Here is an 18,830-nt window from a genome sequence, read left to right on the forward strand (position 1 = left end):
TACCTGCCTGAATCAATGTCACACCGCTGTTTGCTGCGTATATTACTTGAATATCAGGAACACCATGAGGATGCCATGCTGCACCTTCGATTCACACTTTCTCGCCGAGCCTACGCGCTAGCGTTCATTCTGAGCATCGCCAGTGTTAGCCCGCCTAGCCTCGGCTTCGATGATTATCAGCTCCCAAGCCTAGGCGGCGCTTCAACCTCGGTCAGTAACGAGGAGTATCGCCTGGGGCGCGCTTGGCTTCGTCAATTTCGTGCCCAAGCACCACAGTGGCAAGACCCTATTGTAAATGACTACCTAGATAGTCTAGTTGCACGCCTTGCTCCCCACAGCCAGCTTGGCAACCTTCGCACAACGACCGTGATGGTTGATAACGGCTCTCTCAATGCTTTCGCAGTCCCTGGCGGGGTCATAGGTATCAATTCAGGGCTATTCGCCTTTGCTGAAGATGAGGGAGCCTTTGTGTCGGTTATCGCCCACGAGCTGGGCCACCTATCCCAACGACACTACGCCAGGGGCAGTGCACGTGCGGAGCAAACACAGCTGCCTGCAATGGCCGCCATGCTGGCAGGCATGCTCATTGCCGCTAGCGGTGGCGGCGATGCGGGCATGGCCGCTGCTATGGGTTCCCAAGCGGCGCTCATTCAAGACCAATTGTCCTATTCACGACGCTTTGAGCAAGAAGCCGACCGGGTTGGCCTGCAGGCAATGGCAAGTGCTGGATACAACCCAGATGCGATGGTACGTATGTTCAGTGCCATGCAGCGGATGGCACGGCTCCAGGGCGGCACACCACCAGAGTTCTTACTTACCCACCCGGTGAGCGATAGCCGACTAAGTGATGCTCAAGCACGCGCATCACAGCTAAATATTGCCGACGCCTATACCAGCGACACGTTATACGACATGATGCGCGCCCGCGCACTTTTGAGCATTTACCACAACACACCGCAACAAGCTGCGTCACGACTTGCTCAAGAGGATAGCGAAGAACAAGCGCAACGCTACCTATCAGCGCTAATGGCAGCCCGCAATGGCCAAACAGACAACGCACTGCAAACCATTGACCAATTGGCCCGCGAGCTACCTGACTACGGCATGCTACCTGCTTCTGCCGCCACCGTTGCGCTAGAAGCACACCGCTATGAGGAGGCTATTACGCGTAGCCAGCGCCTGCTGCGCATCATGCCCAACTACTTACCTGCTCAATTGGTGTTAGCCGAAGCCCAGCTCCAGCGCGATCCTCAAGCAGCTTATGAGTTATTACGCGATATTACTGCTCAACACCCCGAAACCCCTCAGGGGTTCAATCTTCTTGCCGAAGCGGCCGGACGAAGCGGTTATGACGGCTGGGGACACTTAGCGCGAGCAGAACACTTACAGCTAACGGGCAGAATTGACCGCGGCATTCGTCAGTTGAGCATCGCCAAAGATGCCGCACAGCAAGAGAATGATCAACAGGCACTGGCGCGTATCGAACAACGTAGGGAAGCGTTCATTGAATATCGCGAGGCACTAGAGAAGTTTTGACGTTTCAAAAAAACAGCCCGAATGCTTATCGCATTCGGGCTGTCGCCTTGCTGCTATGGAGAGTTTATACGCTAGGCATTAAAGTTCAGCATTCGCTCTAATGGTTTTAACGCCTGCAGTCGCAGCGTGTCATCAACAAAAATCTCACCGCTACCGTCACGCAACGCACCAGCCAAGTTATCCAGAGCATTCATCGCCATCCAGGGGCAATGTGCGCAGCTACGACAGGTCGCACCGTTACCTGCAGTGGGCGCCTCAAATAGTGTTTTATCGGGCACCGCCTGCTGCATTTTAAAGAAAATGCCGCGATCAGTAGCAACGATCAGTTTGTCATTGGGCAACGTTTGCGCGGCTTTGATCAACTGAGAGGTTGAACCTGCCACATCGGCCAATTTGACCACGGCATCGGGCGATTCAGGGTGCACCAGTACAGCGGCTTCAGGATAAAGACGCTTAAGATCTTCAATCCCCTTTGCCTTGAACTCTTCGTGAACGATACAGGCACCGTCCCACATCAGCATATCTGCACCGGTTTTTTTCTGGATATAGCCACCTAAGTGCTTATCCGGCGCCCACAGTATTTTTTCACCTTTGGCTTGAAGGTGCTCAATAACGTCGACGGCAATCGAAGAGGTGACGACCCAGTCAGCGCGCGCTTTTACAGCAGCAGAGGTATTGGCGTATACCACAACGGTACGATCCGGATGCGCATCACAAAAAGCGCTAAACTCGTCAGCGGGGCAACCAATATCCAGCGAACAGGTCGCTTCCAGGGTGGGCATTAAAACGCGTTTTTCTGGGGATAGAATTTTCGCTGTTTCCCCCATGAAGCGTACACCTGCAACCACCAGCGTTGTTGCATCGTGCCGCGAACCAAAGCGCGCCATTTCAAGGGAGTCAGCAACACAGCCACCGGTCTCTTCAGCCAGCTGTTGAATGGCATCATCGGTGTAGTAATGGGCGACGAGCACCGCATTGTGTGCTTTTAGCAACTGCTTGATTTCGGCTACCCGCGCCTCATCTTCCACAGGAATGCGGGTGGGGCAGTACGGGCTGGGGAGCGGAGCGTCAAGCTCAGCTTGAGTAGTCATAATAGTCATCGTGTCTACCACTGTGACGAACAGGGAATCCCCCTGTTAAACACCGGTCACGGCGCGTGCACTCCGCAAACGCCGCACTCGATGCGACGAGTCGCTGCGTCTCTCGCGGTGACTCATCGCTCTGCCCGCCATTAGTGCGGGCAGCGCTACCGAGACATCATTGGTAGCTATAACTAAGACTATTGTGGTGTTAAATCGTTGCCCGCTGCAAGCATAAAGTGTGCGTTAGGACGCTTCATCACCGAATAGCAAAACGCCCCTGGCAGCAAGCTACCAGGGGCGTTAAATTTGGTGGGTCGTGTAGGATTCGAACCTACGACCAATTGATTAAAAGTCAACTGCTCTACCAACTGAGCTAACGACCCAAATTTTGCTACGCACCTAGTTGACCACTTGGCGCTATAAACTGGTTCGAATGGTGGGTCGTGTAGGATTCGAACCTACGACCAATTGATTAAAAGTCAACTGCTCTACCAACTGAGCTAACGACCCCCTCGAACGGATGCATATAATACAGACCACCCCTACGCTTGGCAAGTTCTTTTAAAGCTGATTAGCAAAACTTCTAATTAACCCAGAAAAAGCATGGGTTGCTACTCTCCGGCGCTAATGACACGCACTAATTAAAATGTGATATTTAAGCCAAACATAAAGCGTTAACGCACCATACCCATGTGTTTTCGCGACGTTAACAAAGAGAAGCACAGCATGCGCCAGCAACCAACAGTGAAAAAGCCTACCGCCGCACGTAGTGCCCAACCAAAGGCCAAACAGCCTCAGGTACGCAGCCTGATCAAGCAGCACCCCACAAAAAAACTCTCAGCGCTAATTGTGCAGGCAAAAGCACCACTGGAAGCAGAGCTGTCGAAAGCCCATTTATCAGTAAACAAATCACTTACCCTCTTTTTATCATTCACGGATGGCTTGCAACGAGCAACCGTGGTGCAGTTTTCAGGTAAGCATCTAGCCGAGGTGTGGAAAAAGCTCGCCGACTGGCAACAACGAAAATTTAAAGAGTCGCCTAAGGTACGCTGGCTTCGTATTGACTGGGTAACCGGAACGCGAGCCATGACATGGGCTGATTGCCAGAAAGAGATGCAAAGCGTAAAGCGCAACTATTTCCGCTATGGCGTCTCTCTAGATACCAACTTCCGCTACGCCTTTCTTGAGCAAGAGCTCAACGCAAACGCTATGCTGTACCTGGGTGGCAATCAGCCAAAAGCCGCACTGAACAAGAAAAATTTTCTCAGCTATGGTGTGAAACGCTATGGTAAGCACTTCTCATTACCAGCCCTCCAAGATCAAGCCCTGCTATTCACCACCCAAGCCATTTTAGTGCAACCCGACAAACCGCATGAACTGCTTCACGGCTATAGCGGCGGTCAAGAAGGTCGCAATACCGGGCGGCGAATTATCGAGCAGCTAGACCCTGCTCAGGTTACCTCATTAATCCAGCAATCCAGCCAATTCCTGGCAGAGCAGGTCGATGCAAAAGGCCGCTTTATTTATGGCATTCACCCCTGCTTCGACAGAGAAATCAACGCCTACAATACGCTTCGCCACACCAGTACCACGTACTCGATGCTTGAAGCATGGGAAGTCACTCAAAGTAGCGAGTTAAAGTCTGCAATAGACCGCTCTATGGAGCACTTAACGAGCCAATTAATTCGCCAATATACCTTACCTTCTGGAGAAACCCTCGCTTACTTACAAGACAGCAACAACGAAATAAAGCTCGGCGGCAACGCGGTGTGTTTGCTTGCCCTTGTTAAGTACACAGAGCTTACTAATGACCAGCAATACTTGCCGCTTATGGAGCAGCTAGCGCTCGGCATACAGCACATGCAGCACCAGGCCACTGGCCAGTTCAATCACGTTTTAAATGCCGACGATCTCAGCATAAAAGAAGAGTTTCGCATCATATACTACGATGGCGAGGCCGCTTTCGGCCTAATGCGCCTATACGGCCTTACTAAAGATGAGCGCTGGTTGAACACGGTTGAAAAGGCGTTTGAGTATTTCATCGAGAAAGAGCACTGGAAAATCCATGACCATTGGCTTAGCTACTGCGTCAATGAATTAACGCTTTACCGGCCGGAAGAGCGTTACTACCAATTTGGCATCAAAAACGTTGCTGGGTATCTTGGCTTCGTCATTGGGCGTATCACTACCTTCCCAACGCTGCTTGAGTTGATGATGGCAGCCCACAAAATGATTACACGCTTAAAAGCCAGCGACCAACATCGACACCTGCTGGAACAGATTGATTTAAAAATGTTCTACCGCGCCTTAGAAACGCGGGCACACTACCTGCTCAATGGTTTTTTCTGGCCGGAATTTGCTATCTACTTTCAGAACCCCCAACGCATCATGGGTAGCTTCTTTATTCGCCACCACAGTTTCCGTGTACGCATCGATGATGTGGAGCACTATTTGTCGGGGTATGTTGCGTTCTTGACCCACTATCTAAAAGCGCCCTGTGCCCCCTCCCCCGTGGTCAACGACCGCGCCTGGAATGCCCATCACATAGAAGCAGCCACAGGGGGGCGCTGGCTTCGACGGCCTACACACGACTGGTTCGCAAAGGGAGTTAAGTATTTCGCTCCGAGCGTTTGTGGTGGCGACCTCGTGGTTGTGAGAGGCGAGGATGAGAAGGTCGGCGTTCTGCCAAGTCGCGTGAGCACCTTACCAACACCAGCAGGTATCATGGTGAGCTCATCCTCATCATCCACTCTGGCGCTAGAAAGCAACGAACTCCCAATACTTGAGGTCGACAACATCGGGGAGGCAATCTTAGCCCTTGGCCGCTATGCTCGAAATCAGCTGAGCGGTGTTGTTGTCGGAGTGACTGGAAGCTCGGGTAAAACGACGGCCGTGGCTATGCTGGTACATGCGCTAGCAACCCGAGGTGACGTTTATGCCAGTGCACACAATGCAAATTTACCGCATGGCGTTGCCTGGAACCTATCTTCAGCAGGATGGGATGTGCCACACCTAGTACTAGAAATGGCAGTCGGCAGAATGCCGACCAGTTCCAGAATGGCACGGCCGCATGTTGCTGTTTTCCTAAACGTCCATCCGGCGCATATAGGTAGCTCACACACAGTGGCTGATATTGCTCGCGTCAAAAGCGCCATTTTCGAGGGTATGTCACCGGGTGGGATCGCTGTCATCAACCGAGATATGCTCGAGTTTGAAATGGTCTACTCGGCCGCCATTAAGAACGAGCAACGCGTCATATTGTTTGGCGAACACGAGCAGAGTGACATACGACTGATTAGCTATGACAACGTAACGCAGGTTGCCACATTGTCACGTTACGGTGGCCCACAGGAACGCGTGGAAATTGGAGCAGCAGGCCACCATATGGCCTTGAATAGCCTTGCAGTAATAGCCGTCATTACGGCACTAGACTATCCGCTAGCATCAATACTAGAACGCTTAAAAACATTCCGCCCATTACCCGGCCGTGGAGAGGAGAAACTTATTCGTTTTAAGGGTCGCCAATTCACACTAATCAATGATGCCTACAATGCCAACCCAGGCTCAATGGCCGCAGCATTGGATCGACTGGGACACCTCGCTGTTGAAGGACAACGAGTTGCCATTCTGGGGCATATGGAAGATTTGGGGCCATCAGCCGAGCAGTACCACACGGCACTTTTAGAGGCTGTCGAGCGTACTAAAATCGACACACTGTATGTCGTTGGGCCCCATTACCGAACATTCTGGGAGCGTTTGCCTGCTACGCAGCAAGGTGCCCACGTGGCGTCTATTGATGCGTTAAAAACAGTGCTGGCAGATACCTTCAACGATGGCGACGGTGTGCTCGTAAAAGGCTCAAACAGCACAGGAATGCATAAAATCGTTGCTTGGTTGGAAAGCGAGACTGCCTAATCATGGCCGAATACAGCGCGTAGCGACTCAGCCCATAACGAACTAATGTTGAACATTAGCTTATCGTCTCATGGATGATTTCACTTAACCTCAAAACAACACCGGGCCCGAAGGCCCGGCGCTTTAGCAGTAATACCAATATTAGAATCCCCATCAGACCATAAGAGTCTGATCAAACTCGTCGTCAAGCGGATTCTGCGGCTCGGAGAAGTCGCCCATTGGCACCTCCTCAACGCCATCAGGACCACTCGACACTTGCTCCTCCTCTTCTTTGCTGTCCTCAGACTCAGGGAATACCAGCTCTTCGGTGTCATCACCAAAGTCCATATCGCTAAGGCTGAAGGTACTCATCGCCTCTGGCGACTCGTACTGCTCAACACCAATCGACAAGGTTGCTTCGTCGGTCGTGCCGTTCGGATGGGTCAACTGGTAGGTGAAGACCTCCGTTTCACCGATGTTCGCCATATCGGCATTCGGTATATAGCTATAGTCACCGTTGGACATGATGCTCAACACACCATACTCACCCTCAATGACAATACCGCCATGCCCCGGCATGACGAACTCACCTAGCTCGTTCATCACGCTCAGCGTGGTGTATTCAGAACCCAGGTTGTCATCGACGATGACATTGCCAATGGTTTCGAACACCTCGCCCGCAGTGAACTCAGTCAGGTCGGTTGTCTCGTAGGTCAAGTCGACCGTGACTCCACCTGGGAGACTTACTGCACTACCGTTGGAGACATCCAGACGGTAATTGCCGGCATCAAGCCCTTCGACGGGAATTTCCAGGCTGGTTGGGAAAATACCGATCAGATCGAGCAGGCTCGCTTGATCCATATCCATGACCAGCGTTTCGCTACCATCCCCCTCCAGCTTGTAGAGCTGGAAGTCGACGGAGTCGAGCAGGGACACCAAGCTACCTACATCGATGTTGATAGTGAGATCGGTGAGCGTATCCTCAGCTAGCGAGAACGCCGTACTGCCTTCTGTTGGACCAAGCACAATACCGCCGATTCCAAGGAGCCAGCTGTAGTCGATGGCCTCCTCTTGCGAAGTGGTAGTCACCACGTTAACGACATCGACCTGCCCTGCATCGATGTTGTCGTTCGCCATCATTACTGTCGCTGGAGCTGACGGGCTGTTATCGTCCCAGATCAGGTCGGCATCCTCACTATCGATACGGATATACAGATTCGCCGTATCGGTAGAACTGTCAGGATGTACCAACTGGTAGGCGAAGGTTTCAACCAAGCCAATGCTCTCGACAGCCACATTGGGTACGTAGGAGTAGTTGCCATCAGCATCAATGGTCAACGTACCATACTCACCTTCGACCACCGTTCCAGCACCTGCCTCGACGAACGCACCACCCACCTGGATATGTACTGCCGCAAGGTCATCGACACCCAATTGGTCCTGCTCGCCTTCGACGAAGCTCGGGTCAGTGATCACGTTACCAGTGATTGGATCACCAGCAACGCCTTCGAAGTCCGTCAGGCTATGGTCAGTGAACTCCGCAGACCAATCCACACTGGTCGAAACACCTAACAAACTACCGCCACCGTAGATCACCCGATAGTCACCAGCCTCCAGACCAGACGCCTCAACCTGTGCGTCCTCGCCGAAGATTCCAACTAGATCAAGCAGGCCGCTGCTGGACGAATCCTCCAGTGATACCCAATCACCGTCCTCGAAGACCTCCAGGTCAACGAAGGTGTTATCCAGCACTGCCAACAGCCCGCCCACATCGGCGGTGAAGCTAACATCGGTCAGTGATCCTTCAAGGACTTCGAACTCGTAGGTATTTGTCACCTGACCGATGTTCACCAACACGGTGTCGGTACCAGAATCCGAACGGCTCGCAGAGACAGGGACGATTCCAACGCCGGCAGCAGCCAAATCATCGAAGGCTACAACGTCGGCGTCGGCATCTGCATCTGCGTCGGCATCTGCATCTGCGTCGGCATCTGCATCTGCATCTGCATCTGCATCCCCCTCGTCTGGCACATCCACTATGGTCACTTCAGCGTTGATATTCGCGGACTTCACTTCGTTAGTCACAGTATCCACGACGTTCACTGTGAAGCTGTCCACCCCTTGGTTACCAGTCTCTGCATCCGGCGTGTATGTGTAAGAACCATCGGCATTTATGGCCAAAGTGCCATATTCACCAACGACTTCTATCTCACCACTCACAGGCGTGAACTCATCACCATTGAAGGAGATGGACTGAACTTCCAGGTTGACGGTATCTCCGCTGGCGGCCTCATCAATAAAGTTGCCTTCCGCAACCCCACCAACAATGATGTCCTCAACCTCCAGCAAGTCGGTAGCAGTAACGTCAAGCTCACGAGTGATGGCCACACCAACATTGATCAAGCTTGGATCGGGAACCAGGGTGGCGCGATAATCGCCCGCATCCAGATTTTCCAGAGTCACCTGCCCAGAAGTACCACCCAAGCCAAGCAGACTCAGTGAAAGCAGTCCTTCGTCGAGATTATTCTCACCATCCTCGACACGTCCCCACTCCCCGTTCTCAAAGCTTTCAACGATCAGAACATAGTCGTCCAGTACACCGATCTCCAGAGCTCCAGAGATATCGACGTTGAACGTGGTCTCGTTGGTATTTTCATCTAGACCGAACTCGATCAGCGGATGGTCACCAGAGCCAATATCCAGGCTGGCGAGCCCACCTAGAAGGCCGATACCAAGCAAGTCGAACTGGCTATCGCTGTCAGTAGCCGGTGTTTCTTCCGGCTCATAGCTGATTTCACGCTCCAGATTCGCAGCAACATCGATATTAACTAGTTCGAAGTCGGCGTCAGCATCTGCATCGGCGTCCGTGTCAGCATCTGCATCTGCATCTGCATCTGCATCGGCGTCCGCATCTGCGTCAGCATCTGCATCTGCATCTGCATCTGCGTCGGCGTCAGCATCCGCATCCGCATCGGCATCCGTGTCAGCATCTGCGTCCGCATCGGCATCGGCATCGGCGTCTGCATCTGCATCTGCGTCAGCATCTGCGTCAGCATCTGCATCTGCATCTGCGTCGGCGTCAGCATCCGCATCGGCATCCGTGTCAGCATCTGCGTCCGCATCGGCATCGGCATCGGCATCGGCATCTGCGTCTGCATCTGCGTCTGCATCTGCGTCTGCATCTGCGTCTGCATCTGCGTCTGCATCTGCGTCCGTGTCAGCATCAGCATCGGCGTCCGCATCAGCGTCTGCGTCTGCGTCTGCGTCTGCGTCTGCGTCTGCGTCTGCGTCGGCGTCGGCATCGGCGTCCGCATCAGCATCAGCATCGGCGTCAGCATCTGCATCTGCATCTGCATCGGCATCCGTGTCAGCATCTGCATCGGCGTCAGCGTCAGCATCTGCGTCCGCATCAGCATCAGCATCGGCGTCAGCATCTGCATCTGCATCTGCATCCGCGTCAGCATCGGCGTCCGCATCCGCATCGGCGTCAGCATCTGCATCGGTGTCAGCATCTGCATCTGCATCCGCGTCAGCGTCAGCGTCAGCGTCAGCGTCAGCGTCAGCGTCAGCGTCAGCGTCAGCGTCGGCATCAGCGTCCGTGTCCGCATCTGCATCTGCATCTGCATCTGCATCTGCATCTGCATCGGCGTCCGCATCCGCATCCGCATCCGCATCGGCATCCGCATCGGCGTCAGCGTCCGCATCGGTGTCAGCATCTGCATCCGCGTCAGCGTCAGCATCGGCGTCTGCATCTGCATCGGCATCCGTGTCAGCATCGGCATCGGCATCGGCATCGGCATCGGCGTCGGCATCGGCGTCGGCATCCGCATCCGCATCGGCGTCAGCGTCCGCATCGGCATCGGCATCCGTGTCAGCATCTGCGTCTGCATCACCATCGTCACCAAAGTCACCGATTACCGTGGTCGGCTCAGAGACATTACCCATATCGTCAATGGCGACTACGTCGTACTCTTCACCATCGGCCAGTGGCTCATCTGTGGTGATGGCGTAGTTACCGTCTTCGCCAGCTTCACCTGACCCAACAACGTTGCCGTCGGCATCACGGATTTCAACCGTACTGCCTGGCTCTGCCGTACCGCTAACCGTGGTGCCATCTGGATCGCCGTTCTCATCAAAAGTGTTGGTAACGCTATCAACGGTCGGTGCGTCTGGTGCCGTGGTATCCCCCGTCACTTTGGCCGGCTCAGAGACATTATCCATGTCGTCAATGGCGACTACGTCATACTCTTCACCGTCGGCCAGCGGCTCATCTGTGGTGATGGCGTAGCTACCGTCTTCGCCAGCTTCACCCGCCCCAACAACGTTGCCGTCGGCATCACGGATTTCAACCGTACTGCCTGGCTCTGCCGTACCGCTAACCGTGGTGCCGTCTGGATCGCCGTTCTCATCAAAAGTGTTGGCAATGCTATCAACAGTCGGTGCGTCTGGTGCCGTGGTATCCCCCGTCACCATGGCCGGCTCAGAGACATTACCCATGTCGTCAATGGCGACTACGTCATACTCTTCACCGTCGGCCAGCGGCTCATCTGTGGTGATGGCGTAGCTACCGTCTTCGCCAGCTTCACCCGCCCCAACAACGTTGCCGTCGGCATCACGGATTTCAACCGTACTGCCTGGCTCTGCCGTACCGCTAACCATGGTGCCGTCTGGCTCGCCGTTCTCATCAAAAGTGTTGGCAATGCTATCAATGGTCGGTGCGTCTGGTGCCGTGGTATCCCCCGTCACCATGGCCGGCTCAGAGACATTACCCATGTCGTCAATGGCAACTACGTCGTACTCTTCACCATCGGCCAGCGGCTCATCCGTGGTGATGGCGTAGCTGCCGTCTTCGCCAGCTTCACCTGACCCAACAACGTTGCCGTCGGCATCACGGATTTCAACCGTACTGCCTGGCTCTGCCGTACCGCTAACCGTGGTGCCGTCTGGATCGCCGTTCTCATCAAAAGTGTTGGTAACGCTATCAACGGTCGGTGCGTCTGGTGCATCGGCGTCGGAGTCCGCATCTGAATCTGAGTCAGAGTCCGTATCTGAATCTGCGTCTGCATCGGTGTCAGCGTCAGCATCTGCATCTGCATCTGCGTCTGCGTCTGCGTCTGCATCTGCATCTGCATCTGCATCTGCATCTGCATCTGCGTCTGCGTCTGCGTCTGCGTCTGCATCTGCATCTGCATCTGCATCTGCATCTGCATCTGCATCTGCATCTGCATCTGCATCTGCATCTGCGTCTGCGTCTGCATCAGCATCAGCGTCAGCGTCAGCATCAGAGTCGCTGTCAGCGTCAGAGTCGCTGTCTGAAGAAGACGAAGAGGAAGCAGCCGCAGCAATACCAACCAAGCCAAGCATTCCTAAGGCAGCTGCCCAGGAAGGGTTGCTACTATCTTGCGCTAGTCCACCTGCTGCCACTAGGGTTTCAGAGAACGCAAACCCAGACCAAGGTATCTCGTACTGCCCCCACCAGATAACTTCATCGGCGTCTTCGAGAAGCAGCTCACTCCGCTCCCCCTCCGGGACATCAAAAAAGCCAGCAATGACAATCTGTTCCCCCGACTTCAGGGTGATAATAAGATCCATTCCCGACCGATCAAAAGAGGCGGTTTCTTCAGGTCCTACAGAAATCGTAACGACGCTCGGTTCCTGCAAATCAACAACACTTCCTCTTGGTATTTCAACCGCATCGCCACCCGACTTAGGGGTAGCAACAATGAGTGCATTGTCCATGCTTCACCTATTCTCGTATCACTTCCAAAGGGTTACCTTGACGAATTCGCTTTCCCCAACATCCTGTAGAACACCGATGCATCCTGGCCTGAAGATTCCCAAGGCTGAAAAGAACTATCAAAGTCAAAAACCGATTATTGTTGGATTTGGCTCTCCTTTAATTAGAAGCATTTAGCAAACTTGCGAAAGCAAGCCCCTCTCAGTTTCAACTATTTTCTTGTAATAAAATTTCGACGCGGCGGTTAGGCGCCAGGCACTCTTTTAATGCAGCACCTGCAATGTTTTGACAGCTCACCAAAGGCTCACTCTGCCCTAGGCCTGTATAGCGAATATTCTGAGGATTGGTTCCTCCTGCCACTAAAGCATCAGCGACCGCTTTTGCCCGCTGTTCGGAAAGGCGCAAGTTGTATTCTGCCGAACCAATTCGGTCGGTATGGCCAGTCACTAAGACCGTGGGAGTTTGAAACTTCGTCTGGGCGTTTTGAATGGCTCGCTGAAGTTCTGATCGGCCTTGCGGAGAAATGGCATAGCTATCAAACCCAAATAAAAAATCAGCTGAGAAGCTGACTTCTTGAGGTTGAGCTGGCGTTGAAAGTTCTGCGAATAAGCGATCACACTGTGGCCGCCGCCATTCTGAAGACACAAGTACTTGCTGAGAAAATGAAACCCGATATTGGCATACAAGGTAGCTTTCACCGTGTAGGGGCAAGTTAACGTTGTATACCCAGCTATCTTCCTGGCCAACGACTGTCGGGTCATTAGGTGAGCCAAGCAGACTTGTTACATTTTGCTGGGTTAGTCTGCCTTCACCAGCATTTACTTGCCGTAAGTTATCGAGAGGTATAAAAGTACCGTTTCGTAGAAACGACTTACCTAACTCTGCGGGAGATGCTTCAACATCTGGAAACCCCTCTGCATGAACAGAACAGATGATACTGCTTGCCGCGAAAACAACTCCAACCACCGATAGCACAGCTCTTTTTTTAATGTATTTGTCCATAGCTTTTCCCTTATACGTCATAGCTACCGAAACGATTGGAAGAGCACACCCCATCAATGCTCAAACCGTGCTAATCAGTAACAGTGGCCTGTTTGCGAAGCGTCTCACGTGCGTCGAGCATCCCAGCAACTCGAACCCGGCGATGTAACCTTCGTTATCATTCATCACTAAACTCATTAAAATTAGATCACATTAGTAATACGCGCCATTTATGCCCCTACACTTTTTGAGTAGTGCTAAATTGACGTATTGAAGTAGTAGTGCTACTTGAGCGATCTACTGTGCCAGCCCTAGTGATCTGTTCCGGTAGGCAAGGAGAAAAGTAAGCAGTTAATGAGGGAAGGGAGGAAGATCGACACCAATAACTCTCAGCCAAAGAAGCTTATCGTTGAATTATTACTAAAGATAATGTGTGAAACATTGAAAAAAATGGCGGCAACCGTCCAAAAGTTGCCACCACTTATTGAGTTATTTACTACTCGCGACACGCACTACCCGTTACCTTTCTCGCATTGCATCTTGTGCGCGATTCAGTGGTTTTACCAAGTAATCAAAGACGGTTTTACTGCCCGTGCGTATATCCACCGTCGCCACCATACCGGGCACAATGGCAAACTTCGTGCCTATATCATTTTCTAACGAATCCTTTTCCGTACGTACAAATACACGGTAGTAAAAAATATTCGGGTCGGCTTCATCCTGTACCGTATCCGGTGAAATCGTCACAACTTCACCTTCCATGCCACCATAAGTGCTATGGTCATAAGCCGTTATTTTAATGTTAGCCGTCTGCCCAGGATGAATAAACGCGATATCTCGTGGCGAGATACGTGCTTCGATCAGCAACTGATCATCCAAAGGCACAATGGTCATTAACCGGCCGTTGGGTGGAATCACCCCGCCCGTGGTTGTCACCTCCACATCTTTTACCACCCCCCTTACTGGAGAAAGCATGGTAAGCCGAGAAAGCGTATCCGAGCGCCCCATAATCACAGAAGAAAAAGCTTCAACGTCAGCATGAGCCTCAGCAAGCTCTTCCCTAGCCAACACAAAGTACTCTGACCGGACATCAGCGGCTTGGAGTTCCAGCTCTGATTCCTGGCGACGTAGCCTGAGCACTTCCACATTACTTGCTGCTCCTACCTGAACTAGCGACCTTGTTAACCCTAACTCCTCACGCACTATCGCTAACGTATCTCGAATACCTGCAAGCGAACTCTCTAATGCTCTTGTTCTGGTTGCATACAACAACCGTTCACTGGCTAATAAAGCTGGGTAAGCACCGAGTTCGTCAGGAAAACTCAGCGGCTCTTCATTTACCTCTGCCTCCAGTCTGCTTGCCCGTGCTAAGGCCGCCCGGTATCTGGCCGCTGTTTCATCGACGCTAGATTGAGACTGGGTTGGGTCTAACTGAGCAAGCACTTGCCCAGCTTCAACAATATCCCCTTCTCGCACGTTTAGCTGGGTCACTATCCCCCCCTCAAGCGACTGCACAATTTGTTCGCGTGAAGAGGGAATCACCTTGCCCTCGCCGGAAGACACTTCGACCAGCTCTGCGAAGTAGGCCCAGACAGCAAAGCTCAAGAAGCAAGCCAATATCCACCAAATAATACGTACCGAACGGATCGTTTTAGCATCATCGGCATGTTGATTTTGGCGCTGTTTATCTTGTTCAAAATCAAGAAAAAGCAAGTTTTTTGAATCTGTTTTACGATTGTGTGACTGACTCATGATGCTCCCTCCTCACCTTTCCCGTGCAGGGTTTGTGACGAATTTACACCACGTTTAACAGCCGCTGGTTGACGCTTAAGTTTAGCGAGTACGTCAGCTTTCTTACCGTCCATCACAATACGGCCGTTATCAACCACGATAATTCGCTCCACTAAGCTCAATAACGCCATGCGATGCGTGGAGACCACTAACGTTTTATTAGTCGCGAATGTACCAAGTGATTGAATGATATGTTTCTCTGAACTGTCATCTAGTGACGCGGTAGGCTCATCAAGCAGCAAAACAGTGGGCTGGCGAAGAAAGCAACGTGCTAACAATAGTGCCTGTTTCTGCCCGCCGGAAAGGCCACTGCCACCTTCTAAAATAACGTGGTCGAGCCCATCGGCAAGCTTGCGAATGAAACCTTGAGCACCTGACATTTTCAAGACCTCGATCAAGTCCTGGTCGGATGCCAAGGGTTTAGCCATCAATAGATTTTCACGGATGGTGCCGTGAAATAACCTTGCGTTCTGGCTAAGGAAAGCCACGTCGCGCCGAACATCAGCAGGGTCGATGTGTGAAAGACGAATGCCATCCAGCGTTACTTCTCCGTCCGAAGACTCCAACATACCCGAACACGCCTGGAGCAGCGTCGACTTGCCCGCACCATTGCGTCCTAAAACAGCCACTTTCTCACCCGGTTTTATTTGTAGCTGCTCAATCTTAAGTGATGGCGTTTTAGCGGCGGCACTGTATTTAAACGTCGTATCACTAAATAGATAATCACCGTTGATAACTGGGCGATGAACACTTTTTTCTGTTTCAGGATAATCCGTCGAACGCTGCATTAATTTATCAAGACCTTCAGCAGCCACCTTGGCTTGTTGCCATTTGCTAAGCACTTGCGTCAAACCTGTCATTGGCGACAACATCCTGGAGGATAGAATAGAAGCCGCTATCAACGTACCGCTTGTTAGGTCACCAGACATCACCATTGGAGCCCCGACCAGGACAACCGTTGCAAACACCCCTGTGATAATGGTTTGGCTCCAGACACTTAATGTGTTGGTAATGTATCTTAGCCTAAGACTTGAGTCTGCAACTTCGGAGGTATAATGATTCCACTGGCCTTGAAACCTAGGTTCAGCCTGCAGCGATTTAATATCATCCATACCTTGTATAGACTCAACTAACATTGCATTACGCAGCGACGACTCTCGCATTGACTCAGTGGCTAATTTCTTTAGCTTCCCCTGTATCAAAATAGCGGGCAACAACATGAGCATAACCGCCACCACTGGCACTAACACTAAAGAGCCGGCGATATACCAAAAAACAAAACAGAAAAGGATAAAAAAGGGCATATCTGAGAACGCAGTGACCGTCGTTGACGTCATTAGCTCTCTAACGCGTTCCAACTCGCGAATTTGCGATATAAAAGTGCCCGTTGACGTTGGTCTTTCTGAGTTTCTAACTCTTAGCGCATGGCCATACACTTTATCAGACATGCGTAAATCAGCACGTTTACCCAGTAAGTCTGTTACCCGAACCCGCACCCTTCTCAAAATAAAGTCAAAGATCAGTGCAACTACAACGCCACTAAATAGCACATAAAGTGTTGAGTAGGATTCGGCGGGTATCACACGATCATAAACTTGCCGCGTAAATACAATTCCAGCGAGTGCAAGAATATTAGAAAGCAAAGCGGCCAACATAATATGTCCATACGGTTTCCAATCCCGAAGAACAATTTTTCTTAACCAGTGTTTATCATAAGGCTTTATATATTCATCGACGCGTGAATCAGGCACCGAACGTACTGGCCGAGCCATGTAAAGCCCCACAGCGTGCTGCTCAAGAACACTAAGATCAAGCCTGCTTTTTACTCCTTCATCACCACAGTAAACTAACCCAACTTCCTTCTGACTGCTTATCGTTTCAATAACAGCGAACTGGCCATTATCAAACTGCACAACAATGGGCAACCGCCAGGGCGTCATTAATTTTTTATTGTAAGACTCAATCGTCAACGTCATGCCCAATTGATGAGCAATACCACGAAACGCATCTGAAAGTGCCACCCCATGACTCCAAGCTGAACGAATTTTAGCGTTTTCAGCAGAGTAATCTAACCGATAGTGGCGGGCGACCATTGCCATCGCTTCTATCCAATGTTCGAAGTCGACGTTTTGCGTCTCATCAGCCTCTCCTCGACTTTCATCTGACATATCTATGCACCTTATACTTTATAATTAAATCGCAATAAGCAATTACGCACACAAGTACAAATAAGCGCGCCTCTTGAGCGCGCAAAATTCACACTGAGGATACTCAAAAAACTATAGAAAAATTCAATCACTATGGCGAAAGGCTTATCCCTTGAACAGTTTCATCACTTATTTCAAACATATCACGAAACCCTGAAGATGCATAAAGGCAGTCAAATTGAACAGCATACATATCGTAACGCGCACTCTCCATACTAATCCTTGCCTGCTGTATCTCTTCTTCTGCATTCAACAAGTCAAGCAATGAACGCGTCCCCAGTGATAAATACTGTTGGCGGTATAGTTCTTGAGTGACTGCCATGCCCTCTATTCTTTTTTTCAGAATATCAATTTGGCTCATCGCACTACGTGCTTGTTCCTGCGCATCTTGCACGCGTCTTTGTAACTCAATTAATACATTATCTTTTGATGCTTCTAGCGCTTGCAGTACGTAATCAGCGGATCGCCGTTGAGCACGGGTGGCCCCGCCTTGATACAGGCTACTGGAGATATTCAACCCCAGCGATACATCGGTATCATCATTGTTGCCGACCTGGTTAATAAATTGATTAAAGCCTGCCTCTGCCGAGATAGTTGGGTAAAAATCTGCCTCACGCCGAGCAATTTGTGCGCGTGCTTCTTCACGCTGGGCATCGGCCACCATAATTTCCGGTACATTATGAAACTGATCAGAAACCGTCTTACATACTTGTAACAAGCCATCGGGAAGAGTATCCGTAACGCTAACCGGCCTTTGCGCCCCAATGAGCCTGCTTAAGTTATTACGACTGGTTGACAGCCGTGACTGATACTGCTCACGTGTTGCTCTAGCCGCTTCCACCCTTGACTGCGCCTGCATCTCATCAGACCGTGTGCTGGCGCCAAGCTCTGAGCGTCTTTCCGCTAACACCTGTATATCGGTGACATTGTTAATTTGATCATCTGCAATCGCCAACAAGGTTTTAAAGCGCTGAATATCAATTACTGCTTGAGCGACCTCGAGCGCTAGTTGATCAATTGCCAACAGAACTCTTGCCTGATCGCGCTCTACTCCAAATAATTCTGCTTTTACCTCATTTTCAACTTTGCCAAAATCATAGAGCATCTGGGAGGCGGTAATATTGAACGCCTCTTCCGTTTGGCTACTGGATGTTCTGTACTCTGATGATAACCCCGCATTAACCTGAGGTAGCGCCCCTGAACGCGCCACCGCCACCTGCTCATTTTGCTGATATAAGCGCCCCAATGTTTCAGCAATAGAAGGGTACCAGTTAACCGCTTGTTGAACCGCCGCTTGCATGGTTAGCTGTCGAGCCTCTTGCGCTGGCTGATCAGTGGCACCCTCCAATATCGACGAGGCACTCATCTGCGCCCACGTCGTGTTAATCCCGCCCCATGACAAAAAGCTGACTGCCAATACCCATGCTGCGTAGGGAGTCTTATTTTTTAGTTTGTCAGCACTGAGGTTACTCATAGTTAGCTTCACTCCATTTTGCGATGATCACTTGGGCTGACATAACAGCGTTCCTTACAGCTTCTATTCCAGCATTTTGCCATCAATACCACTGAGGGTTGCTGCATTGATGGCAAAAAACTGCGTGC

At 51.4% G+C, this 18,830-nt stretch carries 8 protein-coding genes and 2 tRNA genes; 2 read left to right on the forward strand and 8 right to left on the reverse strand.

What is annotated here, in order from left to right:
• Window positions 1–75 precede the first annotated feature (75 nt).
• Window positions 76–1,536, forward strand: a complete 1,461-nt coding sequence (locus NF683_RS02910; protein WP_253921215.1) for a M48 family metalloprotease — start codon at window positions 76–78, stop codon at window positions 1,534–1,536.
• 71 nt (window positions 1,537–1,607) lie between these two features.
• Here the strand turns inward: NF683_RS02910 and nadA are convergent, their stop codons facing one another.
• The 3 genes from nadA to NF683_RS02925 all read right to left on the reverse strand — a co-directional run bounded on the left by nadA (window position 1,608) and on the right by NF683_RS02925 (window position 3,128).
• Window positions 1,608–2,636: a quinolinate synthase NadA gene (gene nadA / locus NF683_RS02915; protein ID WP_253921216.1), complete on the reverse strand. Its 1,029-nt coding sequence runs from the start codon at window positions 2,634–2,636 to the stop codon at window positions 1,608–1,610.
• Between the two features lie 289 nt (window positions 2,637–2,925).
• Window positions 2,926–3,001, reverse strand: a tRNA-Lys gene (locus tag NF683_RS02920).
• 51 nt (window positions 3,002–3,052) lie between these two features.
• Window positions 3,053–3,128, reverse strand: a tRNA-Lys gene (locus NF683_RS02925).
• A gap of 216 nt (window positions 3,129–3,344) precedes the next feature.
• Between NF683_RS02925 and NF683_RS02930 the strand changes: the two genes are divergently transcribed.
• Window positions 3,345–6,533 carry a UDP-N-acetylmuramoyl-tripeptide--D-alanyl-D-alanine ligase gene (locus NF683_RS02930; RefSeq protein WP_253921217.1) on the forward strand — a complete coding sequence of 1,063 codons (3,189 nt, stop codon included), beginning with the start codon at window positions 3,345–3,347 and terminating at the stop codon, window positions 6,531–6,533.
• 153 nt (window positions 6,534–6,686) lie between these two features.
• Here NF683_RS02930 and NF683_RS02935 read toward each other — a convergent pair whose 3' ends face one another.
• The 5 genes from NF683_RS02935 to NF683_RS02955 all read right to left on the reverse strand — a co-directional run bounded on the left by NF683_RS02935 (window position 6,687) and on the right by NF683_RS02955 (window position 18,702).
• Window positions 6,687–12,251, reverse strand: a complete 5,565-nt coding sequence (locus NF683_RS02935) for a BapA/Bap/LapF family large adhesin (RefSeq protein ID WP_253921218.1) — start codon at window positions 12,249–12,251, stop codon at window positions 6,687–6,689.
• Window positions 12,252–12,456: 205 nt separating this feature from the next.
• On the reverse strand, window positions 12,457–13,251 hold the full coding sequence (locus NF683_RS02940; protein WP_157698046.1) for an OmpA family protein: 795 nt from the start codon (window positions 13,249–13,251) through the stop codon (window positions 12,457–12,459).
• A gap of 498 nt (window positions 13,252–13,749) precedes the next feature.
• Window positions 13,750–14,982: an HlyD family efflux transporter periplasmic adaptor subunit gene (locus tag NF683_RS02945; RefSeq protein ID WP_089039776.1), complete on the reverse strand. Its 1,233-nt coding sequence runs from the start codon at window positions 14,980–14,982 to the stop codon at window positions 13,750–13,752.
• On the reverse strand, window positions 14,979–17,189 hold the full coding sequence (locus NF683_RS02950) for a type I secretion system permease/ATPase (RefSeq protein WP_253921219.1): 2,211 nt from the start codon (window positions 17,187–17,189) through the stop codon (window positions 14,979–14,981). Before NF683_RS02950 ends, NF683_RS02945 begins: the two co-directional genes overlap by 4 nt.
• 130 nt (window positions 17,190–17,319) lie before the next feature.
• Window positions 17,320–18,702: a TolC family outer membrane protein gene (locus NF683_RS02955; RefSeq protein WP_232471392.1), complete on the reverse strand. Its 1,383-nt coding sequence runs from the start codon at window positions 18,700–18,702 to the stop codon at window positions 17,320–17,322.
• Window positions 18,703–18,830: the final 128 nt, after the last annotated feature.

This window comes from Halomonas sp. MS1 (assembly GCF_024182575.1).
Lineage (GTDB): Bacteria > Pseudomonadota > Gammaproteobacteria > Pseudomonadales > Halomonadaceae > Vreelandella.